We start from the raw sequence: 11,755 nt of genomic DNA, 5'->3' as shown, positions 1-11,755 counted from the left end.
CTCTATTTATGTCGAATAACAATACGACTTGTGATGATAAAACAGTTTTTGTTGGTGTATCAACAACCGCGAAAGATTGCGTTGATGAGCTTGAAGATAAAACAGTATTTGTGGTCGAACATCAGGCCCAAGCCAGTGAAGATAAAACTGTTTTTATGGGAGGGCAGAAAGATAGTGGCTCAGTGGCGGCCGAAACAGATACTGTTGCAACGCTAAATAACCGATTTGAACTCAAAGAGTTGTTGGGGGCGGGAGGTATGGGGGCTGTTTATCGTGCGGTTGATCAACGTAAAGTTGAGGCCAACGATAGAGATCACAGTGTTGCTATTAAAGTATTGAATAGTGATTTTCAAAAACACCCTCACGCTTTTATTTCCCTTCAGCGTGAGGCACGTAAATCCCAGCAATTAGCTCACCCAAGCATTGTTACTGTTTATGATTTTGATAGAGACGGTGATACTGTTTTCATGACAATGGAGTATATGGAGGGTGAGCCTCTCGATGAGTTGTTACAGAGGGAAATGGGGCATGGTCTTGGCTTAGAGGCTGGCTGTAGAATACTTCGTTCAATATCTAATGCTCTTATTTACGCCCACAATAACCATATAATTCACGCGGACTTTAAGCCGGGAAATATATTCGTAACAAGCGACGGTGGGAGTAAGGTTTTTGATTTTGGTATTGCTCGCGCTGTTTCGAGCCAGGGAGTTTTAAAAGGGACTGGCGTTACGACTTTGTTTGATGCTGCAACGCTAGGGGCATTGACTCCTGCATATGCAAGTTATGAAATGTTGCTCGGGCTAGAGCCGTCAACAGATGATGACCTTTATGCGTTGGCTTGTGTGGCGTACGAGCTTTTCGCGGGGGTTCACCCCTTTGGTAAACTTCCCGCTAACGAGGCGAAGGAGAAAAACTTAAAGCCTGAGCGCATCAAGTGCTTGAGTCGTAGGCAATGGCGCGCACTCTCTAAAGCGTTGAGCTTTGAACGAGGAAAAAGAACGGCGACCGTTGAGGAGTTTGCGCATCAATTTTTCTCTACAGGAAACAGCTGGATAATAGGCGCCGTTACGGTTGCTGTTTTGGCGGTTTCTGGCGGCGTGTATCAGTCGGTGACAAGCGTGGATACAGAGGTTCTTCGTAGTGATATTGAGGCTGACATGAGTCATAAGTTCGAGCAAAAATTAGCTCACGATAAGCTAAAAGGGTTACTTAATGCCAAAGAATTAACTTTAGTATGGGATAAAGAAATCGAGTCCCAGTTAAAGCGATACGCTAAAGCGTTTCCTGATGATACGGCCTTCCCATTGTCAGTTAGGTCGGATTTAATGACGCTTTATTTGGATGCCGTTGCTCAGCGGTTAAATAAAGGCGAGCTGCAACAGGCGGAAGAGTATATTGCACGTTCTGAGTCTTGGGGGGCAACTATTCTTGCGCAAGAGGCGCGGGAGCAGTTAACTGCTAAGCGTAGAATTGAGCTACAGCGTATGGAGGCGAAGAAGCAAGCGGCGCAGTATCAGCTTGCTATGGCAGAGGAAAAAAAGTTGAAAGATGAGGCGCTGTTGCAGCGAGAGCAGCAAGAGCAAGAGCGTATTAGGCTGCAACGAATAAGCAGGGAGAGGCTGGCAAGTGCCTTGTTGACTGTCGATAAATCTTTAAATTGCCAAGGGCTAGATATAAATGGAAGGTTGGCAGAGGCTGTTGGCAAATTAGCAGCGCTTTCGAAGAAGAGTTATGAGCAGCACCGAAACAGTTATGCTTCCAGCTTGCTGAAATGCATACGGAGTAAGGAGCTTGAGTCAGCGGATGTGTCTAATAAGTGGCTAGTGCAATCGCGTCAGTTATTTCCTGATAGTGTTGAGTTGGCTCAAGCGAAAATTGATAGCTGCCTTCATCTTAATCCGGGGAGTGGTGGCAGGAGTAATAGATTGGTTTGCCGCGATAGCTTTCAACAAGGTGGAGAATCTCCGGTAATGGTCGTCGTGGCTGATGGTGGAAAACGCTTTGCAATAGGCAAATATGAAGTAAGCAATGCGGAGTATAATCATTTTTGTCGTCAGGCAGGTTGTCCGCGTCGCCCAGACAATAACCGGCCCGTTACTGGCGTGTCGTTAGTGGAAATTAAGCGGTACCTTGCGTGGCTAACTTCAGAGAGTGGTTTCAAATATTCACTGCCGAGTTATGAGCATTGGCTTGTAGCTGCAAAGGGGAGGTCGAAGCCGGCCGACCCTGATCGTAACTGTTTTCTAAAGTATGCGGGTATCGAGAAGGGCTTCGAACTAATTCCAATAAGCACGGGCAAGAGAAATGGTTATGGATTAGTTAATGCTGTAGGTAATGCGCAAGAGTTGGTGTTGAGGGGTGGGAAATTATGGGCGGCTGGAGGTAGCCGTAAAGATCCTATGAGTGAATGTTTGGTGACCACTAGGCGTGCACATACAGGTGTGGCGGATGAAGTAACTGGTTTTAGGGTAGCAAGGGCGGTTAACTGATCAAGTTAGCGCCGTTTTCACTTGTTGTTGAACGGTGCAATTTATCTCTGCAATAGCAACGCTAATGTTATCTTTTCCGCCAGCATGATTGGCGTCATCAATAAACCTGTAACAGCATTCCAGCGCAGGTCGATAGGTGGCGAGCAGCCTTTCAATATAGCCGTCATTTACGTATTCGGTTAACCCGTCGGAGCAGAGCATTAGAATGCTGTCATGGTTTATTGAGAAGCAATTGAGTGTCGGGTCGACATCCAGAGTGACGCCAAGAGCTTTTGTTAGTTGGTTTCGTACTTTGCTTTCTCTGGCGGCTTCTGCAGTGAGTCGTCCCTCATCAATCATCTGCTGAACAATTGAGTCGTCTTTGGTGAGACGGGCAAGACCTCGCTTATCCCAGAGATATGCACGTGAGTCACCAATATGGGCGATGATCAAATTCTGTTGCCAGACTAGGGCGCAAACGATGGTAGTGCCCATCTGGGTGAGATCGGGGTTAATACTCTTGCGCTCGAGTATTCTTTGGTTTGCAAGCTTAATAGATTGATTGAGTTTTGCCTGCAGCATAAGTACTTGCTGATCTGGGCTGCAATGGAAAAATGTGGTGTTGACGAGTGTTTTTAGTTCTTCATCGATTGTACTGGTAGCTATGGCGCTGGCAGTTGCTCCGCCGTGGTAGCCGCCCATGCCGTCGGCTATTACTATAAAAGAGAAAGGGCGGTTAGGATCGCTATACCAGCTAATACTGTCTTCGTTTTCGCTGCGTACTAGGCCAATATCAGTGCGACCATTGATGGCTGTATGTGTACGGTCGATGTTATGCATGATTCAAATCTTTCCATGATTTTATACTTATTTATCTACTTTACAGTAAAATACGCGTTGCCCCAAGTTGATGGGTGATAAATTGAGTGTAGTTCGTTCTTTTTCTATAGCGGTAGATTTTATGTCTCTTCCTATTTCGGCGGTCATTCCGGAAATTCTTGAGTCTCTTGACCGAGAAAGCCGCCTGGTGCTTGTAGCAGACCCAGGGGCGGGCAAGACCACCATTCTCCCTCTTGAGCTACTAAAGGCGCCTTGGTGCGCACAAGGGAAAATCTTGGTGATTCAGCCGAGGCGGCTTTCGGCGCAGTCGGCGGCGATTAGGATGGCTGATCTACTCGGCGAGGGTGTTGGCCGAACAGTGGGCTATAGGACGGGGTTGTCAACATGCTGTCATGATGACTCAACAATAGTTGTTGTGACAGAGGGTGTTTACTTAAGGATGTTGCAGGCAGACCCTTCTATGGATGGCTGGGTTGCGGTTTTATTTGATGAGTTTCATGAGCGGAATTTGATTGCTGATCTTGCGCTCGCTTTAACCCTTGATAGCTTGGCGTTGTTTCACGAGGAGGGTGACGGGCCTAGGCTAATAGTGATGTCAGCAACGATGAAGGCAGAGGTTGTGTCTGACTTGCTTGGTGGGTGCCCCATGATTAAGTCGGAGGGGCGTAACTACCCGGTAGAGATTGAATACCATCCTGTGAGATCTGGGATGCAGCAGCAGAATTTATTGGAACATATTGGGTCTGTTATTCGTCTCGCCTTAAAGTCGACTAAGGGTAATGTCCTTGTCTTTCTTCCAGGTTTATTTGAGATTAATAAGTTGCAGGCACTGCTGGCGGATATTTCTGTTGATGTATTGCCGCTGCATGGCAACCTTGCGGCCAATGAACAAGCGAAGGCTATTGAAAAGACAGCAGAGCAACGAGTTATATTGTCAACAAACATTGCTGAAACCGGGGTGACTATTGATGGTGTGACAGCTGTGGTTGATAGTGGTCTGCAACGGCAGTCAGATTATGATCAGTCGAGTGGTATCACAACGCTTGCGACGCAGGTGATATCAAAGGCTTCGGCAGATCAGCGTTCTGGAAGAGCGGGACGGACGATGGCGGGAATAAGTTATCGCTGCTGGTCGAAAGATAAGGTGATGCGATCGTCAGAGGTACCAGAGATTCTTCGAAGTGACTTGTCGCCATTCTTATTAGAACTGTCAGTGTGGGGCGACGCATGTACTTCTGCATATTCCTGGTTGGACACGCCCCCCGCGCAGCACTTGTTAGCCGCAGAAGAGGCATTGAACGTTATTGGTGCTCTCAATAAGCTTTCTGTCACGTCGCTTGGTGAGGAGATGGTTGGTTTAGGTTTTGAGCCTAGAATTTCTGCAATGTTGGTTTATGCAAAAGATAAGGCTGATGATAATGCGCTAACGACAGCGATAGCATTAGCGGCCATTCTTTCTGAAGCTGATCTTGTTCTGCCTAGAGATGGTGTCGTTGATACAGACCTTATGAGGCGAGTTGATATCGTTAAGGGATCTGGCGAGGTTGCGCACCGAGGGCGACTACATAGAGTGAGGCAGGTAATTAAGCGTTTATCAGTGCGCCTTGGTTGTCGGTGGCGAGAAGATGGTGTTGATACAGGTTGTATATCAGACCTGTTGCTTAAGGCATGGCCAGATAGAGTTGCTCGATGTCGTGATCAGCGAGGACGTTATCACTTGGCGACAGGGAAGGGGGCCGAATTGCGTCGAGGAGGGGTAGCTTGCGAGTGGATTGTCGTACCGCAGCTGTTATCGATTAATGGTCGAAATAGCATTGGCTTGTATTGGTCGCTTGATCATAAGTTTGTTCTGCAGCAGCGCCATATAAAAATGACAAGTAATGACAGTACGAGTATTGATGAGGCGACAGGCGCACTTCGAGGTAAAAGAGTTGTAAAGCTTGGTGAAATCGTCGTTAAAGAAAGCTCATTAGGAAGACTTGATGAAGAGGTAGTTGCTCAATATTGGTGTGACTATGTGCTGACGAAAGGACTTGTCATCACAGGTCTTTACGAGTCTAAAGAGGTTTCCCAGTTACTTGCTCGGCTAAAGATCTATCATCAGTACTCGCCTGAGAGTTGCCCGCCATTTGATGAGCGATGGTTGATGCAGCAGCTTGACCTGTGGTTTAGGCCTTATGTTGGTTCCTGCCTTAACTTAAAAAGGCTGCAAGCGTGTAATTGGGGGGCGGCGTTGATGACACTTTTAGATTGGTCGTTACAATCATCTCTCGAGCGTCTTCTGCCGCGTAGGCTTAGCTGGCCGGTGGGGACAAGTAGTGAAATTGATTACACGGGAGAGGCTGGGCCGGTTGTTAGGGTAAGGATGCAGTATGTGTTTGGTGTTGCGGATACTCCGAAGGTTTTTGATGGGCGCTTAACCGTGGCTTTTGATCTGTTGTCGCCGGCCATGCGTTCCTTACAGCTGACAGGAGATTTGGCGGGTTTCTGGCAAGGAAGCTATGCCGATGTGCGCAAGGAGATGAGAGGGCGCTACCCCAAGCACTATTGGCCTGAGAACCCTCTGCAGGCAGAGCCAACGACGCGAGTTAAAAGCAAAAGATAATTAATCTTTTCGGCTGTATCTTGGCTTGCCTAGGCTGAGGTAAAACTGCTATAAAACGGCAGGTTTTTACGCGTCTGCATACGAGATAGAATTTATGACTAATACACTGAATAAAACGGCCTTGTTTGATTTGCATGTAGAGCAGGGGGCAAAGATGGTGCCGTTTGCGGGTTATAGCATGCCTGTACAATACCCATTAGGTGTTTTGAAAGAGCATTTACAGACGCGTGAAAAAGCAGGTCTTTTTGATGTTTCGCATATGGGGCAGGTTAAGTTAACCGGTGAAGCCGCTGCAGCAGCGCTCGAGAAACTTGTTCCAGTCGACATTATCGGCTTAAAGCCCGGCCAACAACGCTATGCTTTTTTCACTAATGAAAAGGGTGGCATTCTTGATGATTTAATGGTCTGTGCTATTGAGGGTGGTCTGTTAGTTGTCGTTAATGCTGCTTGTAAGCAGCAGGATATAGCGCTGATTAAAGGGGCGATGCCTGAGTCAGTCGAAGTAGAAGTTTTGGATAGAGCGTTGCTTGCGCTTCAGGGGCCGTCTGCGGCAAAGGTTTTGTCAGCGCTGTGTGCTGATGCTGCTGATATGGTCTTTATGCAGGGGCGTTATCTCGATTTGTTGGGTGAAAGCTGTTTCGTGACGAGGTCGGGTTATAGCGGCGAAGATGGCTATGAGATCTCTGTTTCCAGTGCCCATGCAGACACTCTTGCCAAGACGTTGTTGGCGCATGAGGAGGTTGAGTTAATTGGCTTAGGTGCGAGGGACTCGTTGCGTTTGGAGGCAGGCCTTTGCTTGTATGGGCATGATTTGACGACAGAAACGACACCCGTTGAGGGCTCCTTACTGTGGGGGATTTCCAAGAATCGCCGCCCTGGTGGTGAGCGAGAAGGTGGCTTTCCCGGTGCAGATGTTATTTTTAAGCAGATTGCTGATGGCGTTAGTAAAAAACGTGTTGGTTTATTACCCCAAGGGCGGGCCCCAATCCGGGAAGGTGTAGAGCTATACAGTGCTGAAGATAAGAAAATTGGCGTTGTTACATCGGGAGGGTTTGGCGGTACTTTTGGCAAGGCGGTGGCGATGGGCTATGTTGATATTGCTCATGCTGCATTGGAGACAGAGGTGTTTGCATTGCTGCGGGGTAAAAAGGTACCCGTTACTGTTAGTAAAATGCCGTTTGTACCACAGCGTTACTATCGTGGTTAGTTAGAAAATCAGCATGGCGTGGAGTTTTCTGCAATGGCTTTTAACGACAAGATTACAGGTGTTATCGAGGGGTTCTACGGTCGGCCTTGGTCTTGGCAGTATCGCCAGCGCTATGCGCGTTTTTTGGCTCATCAGGGCTTTAATACCTATATATATGCACCGAAGTCCGACCCTTGGTTGCGCAAGCTCTGGCGTGAGCCGTGGCCAAACTCACAGCTCACAGCGCTTAAGAGTTTACGGCAAGCCTATCGTAAGCAAGGTGTACGCTTTGGTCTTGGCTTTTCTCCATTTGAGCTGTATTGCCGGTTTGATCAACCAAGCAAGGATTTGCTGGATGATAAGCTGCGGCAAATTGACCAGTTAAGTCCCGATGTTTTTTGTATTCTGTTTGATGATATGCGTGGAGATGTGCCGGGTCTGGCAGCCAGGCAGCGCGAAATTATAGAGTACATTGCCGGGCGCACTACTGCGTCAAAGCTGATTGTATGCCCGACGTACTATTCTGATGATGTTGTTTTAGAGAAGGTTTTTGGCGCGATGCCTGCTAATTATCTCGAAGACTTTGCTGTGGGGTTGGACCGTTCGATTGAGGTTTTTTGGACAGGTGAGAGGGTTTGCTCCGAAGAATATAGTTCTCAACACCTGCTTGATGTCGAACGGCGCCTGGGGCGTAAGCCGCTGATATGGGATAACTATCCCGTTAATGACGGTCGAATCACGAGTAACTTCCTACATATAGATTCCCCAGAAAATAGAGACTGCTTGGAGTATACGGCCGGCTTGTTGGCGAATCCGATGAATCAAGCCGCTCTTTCGGCGCTACCGTTGTCCGGTCTCGCTAAACAGCTTTTTGGTGCGGGCAAAGTTCATACTGCAGAGTCTTGGCAGCCCTCACTGGCTTTGCAAAAGTTTCTTATGGATAACATCAAGGTGTTTCAAGTTGAAGGCCTGAGCTCGTTAGATAAACGAAATAAGCAGCTACTATTAAAGACCATGATGGCGCTTGATGAACCCGGGGTGGAAGAGGTCAAAGAGTGGTTAAACGGTCAATATGTGTTCGATCCGGCGTGTTTAACTGAATAAACACTTGTAAAATGAGTTATCACTGTTAACATCCTAGCCAGCTTTTAAGATTAGAGCATTGAAATAGATTTTGAGTTTGTGGTGCTGCTTATCTTAGGTGAGCATTATAGCCTTACTTAAGCAGTGAATAATAAACAGCGCCCTTGTATGAGAGGTGTTTTATGAGTTTTCAGGGTAAAGCCATCAGTTTGTCGTCTTTAGAGAACGACATCTATGAGTTAAAGTTCGACCTTCAGGGAGAGAGCGTCAACAAGTTCAACTCGCTCACTCTGACCGAGTTTGCGGAAGTGGTTGGGCTGCTCAAATCAAAGCAGGGTGTAAAAGGGCTTATCGTTACTAGTGGTAAGGAGCTCTTTATTGCCGGTGCTGATATCACCGAGTTTGCCGTCCTGTTCGCGGGGTCAGAAGAGGACCTTAAGACCGGCAACCTTCAAATGAATCAAGTTTTCAATGATTTCGAAGACCTAGCCTTCCCCAAAGTGTGTGCAATTAACGGTGTTGCCCTAGGTGGCGGCCTGGAAATGGCGCTTGCCTGTGAGTTCCGCGTAATGGCGGCTACCGCGAAGGTAGGATTGCCTGAAGTCAAGCTGGGTATTAATCCGGGCTTTGGCGGTACCGTACGACTTCCTCGAGTCATAGGTGCAGATAACGCGATAGAGATGGTGTGTACCGGTAATGAATACCGCGCAGACAAAGCGCTTGCCTACGGTGTTGTGGATGCTGTTGTAGCGCCTGAGCTTGTTCGAGATGCGGCTCTTGCGATGTTAAACGATGCCATCGCAGGTGATTTTGATTACGTTGCCCGTCAAGAAGAAAAGCGTTCACCTCTTAAGCTTAATGATATTGAGCGAATGATGGTGTTTACTTCGGCTAAAGGGGTTGTTATCCCTCAGGCGGGGCCTTTCCCTGCGCCGAAGGCTGCTCTTAAGTCTATGGAAAAGAGTGCGAATCTTGATCGCGAAGCAGCTATTGAGGTTGAGGCAAGTTTCTTTGTAGATCTTGCGAAGACCGAAATTTCAAGCGCACTAGTACAGCTGTTTCTTAACAGTCAGTCAGTTGAGAAGATCGCTAAGAGCTACAAGTCCTCATCGGCCCCTGTCGCTAAGGCAGCAGTCTTGGGTGCAGGCATTATGGGTGGTGGTATTGCCTATCAGTCTGCCGTTAAAGGCACGCCTGTCGTGATGAAAGATATTAATGATGCGGGTATCCAGCTCGGGCTTGACGAAGCAAAGAACTTGCTTGCCAAGCGTGTTAATCGTGGACGCATGAGCGCGGATAAGATGGGCGATGTTCTTAACAACATTCACCCTACGCTCAACTACGGCAATTTCGAAGAGATTGATATCGTTGTAGAAGCGGTTGTAGAAAACGAGAATGTTAAGAAGGCTGTACTTGCTGAATGCGAGCAGCATATCAATAAAGACGCAGTCTTGGCCTCGAACACCTCTACGATATCGATTACTCGTTTGGCTGAAGCCCTTGAGCGCCCAGAAAACTTCTGTGGTATGCATTTCTTCAACCCTGTTCATGCGATGCCTCTGGTTGAGGTCATTCGTGGTGAGAAAAGTTCTGAAGAAACAATTGCTCGTACTGTAGCTTATGCCGTGAAGATGGGTAAGACGCCGGTAGTAGTTAATGACTGTCCTGGTTTCTTTGTTAACCGTGTGCTCTTCCCTTATTTCGCCGGATTCAACTTGATGGTTGCTGAGGGTGCTGATTATCGTCAGGTTGATAAGGTTATGGAAAAGTTTGGTTGGCCAATGGGGCCAGCGTATCTGCTCGATGTTGTCGGTATTGATACGGCTGATCACGCAGGTAGTGTTATGGCTAATGCCTTCCCTGATCGCCTGCAGTTTGAGTCTGACAAGCAAAGCGCTGTCGATGTGATGTTTAAGGCGGGTCGATTTGGTCAGAAGAACGACAAGGGCTTCTACAAGTATGAGCTTGATCGTCGTGGCAAGTCTAAGAAAGTCGAGTGTGTTGACGCCATTGAGCTTGTTAAGTCTGTTGGTGGTTTCACTAAGGAATTCGAGGCGGATGAGGTTATCGCACGTGTCATGGTGCCGATGGTCAATGAAGTGATGCGTTGTATGGACGAGGGAATTGTCGCCACTGCTGCAGAGGCTGATATGGCGCTTATTATGGGTATTGGCTTCCCAATGTTCCGTGGTGGTGCTTTGAAATATGTTGATAGTATCGGTGCAAAGGCATTCTGTGAAATGGCCGATCGCTTTGCTCACCTGGGTGCGCTATACACACCGACTGATTCGCTGCGTCAAATGGCGGCTTCAGGTCAATCTTTTTACGGTGCGGGCGAGTAATTAATCGGAGAGTATGAAATGACAATTTTAGATAATGATGTCGTCATTGTAGACGGTGTGCGGACCCCGATGGGACGTTCAAAGAACGGTGTTTTCCGTAACGTTCGTGCCGAAAATATGTCTGCAGATCTCATCAATGCGTTGATGGCAAGAAACCCTGACGTTGATCCGGCGTTGGTTGAAGATGTAATTTGGGGTTGCGTTAATCAGACGGAAGAGCAGGGTTGGAACATCGCCCGAATGATCTCGTTGATGACGGTGATTCCTCATACTTCTGCGGCGCAGACCGTCAGTCGTCTATGTGGCTCATCAATGTCTGCGTTGCACATTGCTGCGCAGTCTATCGCATCAGGCTATGGTGATGTGTTTGTTATCGGTGGTGTGGAGCATATGGGTCACCTGCCAATGAACAAAGGTTTGAACCCAAATCCTCAGGCAAGTAAGCACGTAGCGAAGGCTGCGGGCATGATGGGTTTGACTGCCGAAGCACTGGCAATGTTGCATGGTATTAGTCGCCAGCAGCAAGATGAGTTGGGTGCTCGCTCTCATCGGTTGGCGCATGAAGCGACCCTGCAGGGGCGGTTTGCCAATGAAGTGGTGCCTATTGAGGGGCATGACGACAATGGTGTGCGTAAGTTGATTAAGGTTGATACAACTATTCGACCTGAAACAACAGTAGAGAGCTTGTCGCAGCTGCGTCCAGTTTTTGATCCGCGTAATGGCACGGTGACGGCTGGTACGTCTTCGCAGATTGCTGATGGTGCTAGTGCGATGCTGGTTATGTCTGGTAAGCGTTGCAAGGATTTAGGTTTGAAGCCTCGTGCTCGCATTAAGGGTATGGCTGTTGCAGGTGTTGATCCGTCAATTATGGGTTATGGTCCTGTTCCAGCGACTCATAAAGCGCTTGCTCGTGCGGGCCTTGCCATGTCTGATATTGATTTTGTTGAGCTAAATGAAGCGTTTGCTGCTCAAGCAATTCCGGTATTAAAAGACCTTGAACTTTTAGATCATGTGGATCAAAAGGTTAACCTTAATGGTGGCGCTATTGCCTTGGGGCACCCCTTTGGCTGTTCTGGTGCTCGTATTACGACGTCACTGCTTAATGTTATGGAGCAGGGTGATGGCCAATACGGCCTATCGACAATGTGTATCGGCCTAGGTCAAGGTATTAGTACAATCATTGAGCGACTTAAGTAAGTAAGCTTTTTGTGTTTAAAAAGGCGGCCTATAT

At 47.8% G+C, this 11,755-nt stretch carries 7 protein-coding genes; 6 read left to right on the top strand and 1 reads right to left on the bottom strand.

Annotated features, from left to right (window positions below; genetic code table 11):
- Window positions 1–8 precede the first annotated feature (8 nt).
- Window positions 9–2,489, top strand: a complete 2,481-nt coding sequence (locus EDC56_RS13070; RefSeq protein WP_123713027.1) for a protein kinase domain-containing protein — start codon at window positions 9–11, stop codon at window positions 2,487–2,489.
- Here the strand turns inward: EDC56_RS13070 and EDC56_RS13065 are convergent, their stop codons facing one another.
- Complete coding sequence (locus EDC56_RS13065) at window positions 2,490–3,308, bottom strand: Stp1/IreP family PP2C-type Ser/Thr phosphatase (RefSeq protein ID WP_123713026.1); 819 nt, start codon at window positions 3,306–3,308, stop codon at window positions 2,490–2,492. It lies immediately after the preceding gene.
- 121 nt (window positions 3,309–3,429) lie between these two features.
- Between EDC56_RS13065 and hrpB the strand changes: the two genes are divergently transcribed.
- From hrpB to fadA, 5 genes are all read left to right on the top strand, one after another.
- A complete protein-coding gene (gene hrpB / locus EDC56_RS13060) occupies window positions 3,430–5,913 on the top strand; it encodes an ATP-dependent helicase HrpB (protein WP_162844194.1) in 2,484 nt (827 codons plus the stop codon).
- A 94-nt stretch (window positions 5,914–6,007) separates the two neighbouring features.
- Window positions 6,008–7,120: a glycine cleavage system aminomethyltransferase GcvT gene (gene gcvT / locus EDC56_RS13055; protein WP_123713024.1), complete on the top strand. Its 1,113-nt coding sequence runs from the start codon at window positions 6,008–6,010 to the stop codon at window positions 7,118–7,120.
- Window positions 7,121–7,153: 33 nt separating this feature from the next.
- Window positions 7,154–8,203 carry a beta-N-acetylglucosaminidase domain-containing protein gene (locus EDC56_RS13050; protein WP_123713023.1) on the top strand — a complete coding sequence of 350 codons (1,050 nt, stop codon included), beginning with the start codon at window positions 7,154–7,156 and terminating at the stop codon, window positions 8,201–8,203.
- Window positions 8,204–8,364: 161 nt separating this feature from the next.
- Complete coding sequence (fadB, locus tag EDC56_RS13045) at window positions 8,365–10,524, top strand: fatty acid oxidation complex subunit alpha FadB (RefSeq protein ID WP_123713022.1); 2,160 nt, start codon at window positions 8,365–8,367, stop codon at window positions 10,522–10,524.
- Between the two features lie 18 nt (window positions 10,525–10,542).
- On the top strand, window positions 10,543–11,721 hold the full coding sequence (gene fadA, locus EDC56_RS13040) for an acetyl-CoA C-acyltransferase FadA (RefSeq protein ID WP_123713021.1): 1,179 nt from the start codon (window positions 10,543–10,545) through the stop codon (window positions 11,719–11,721).
- Window positions 11,722–11,755: the final 34 nt, after the last annotated feature.

The sequence above is a fragment of the Sinobacterium caligoides genome (genome assembly GCF_003752585.1).
Classification (GTDB): domain Bacteria; phylum Pseudomonadota; class Gammaproteobacteria; order Pseudomonadales; family Sinobacteriaceae; genus Sinobacterium; species Sinobacterium caligoides.
This window is presented reverse-complemented; position numbering and strand designations above follow the sequence as displayed.

What these genes read in the sequence shown, in the direction of transcription:
- EDC56_RS13065 (WP_123713026.1), bottom strand. Translation starts at nt 3,308, where the DNA reads ATGCATAACATCGACCGTACACATACAGCCATCAATGGTCGCACTGAT.
- fadB (WP_123713022.1), top strand. Translation starts at nt 8,365, where the DNA reads ATGAGTTTTCAGGGTAAAGCCATCAGTTTGTCGTCTTTAGAGAACGAC.
- fadA (WP_123713021.1), top strand. Translation starts at nt 10,543, where the DNA reads ATGACAATTTTAGATAATGATGTCGTCATTGTAGACGGTGTGCGGACC.
- EDC56_RS13050 (WP_123713023.1), top strand. Translation starts at nt 7,154, where the DNA reads ATGGCTTTTAACGACAAGATTACAGGTGTTATCGAGGGGTTCTACGGT.
- gcvT (WP_123713024.1), top strand. Translation starts at nt 6,008, where the DNA reads ATGACTAATACACTGAATAAAACGGCCTTGTTTGATTTGCATGTAGAG.
- EDC56_RS13070 (WP_123713027.1), top strand. Translation starts at nt 9, where the DNA reads ATGTCGAATAACAATACGACTTGTGATGATAAAACAGTTTTTGTTGGT.
- hrpB (WP_162844194.1), top strand. Translation starts at nt 3,430, where the DNA reads ATGTCTCTTCCTATTTCGGCGGTCATTCCGGAAATTCTTGAGTCTCTT.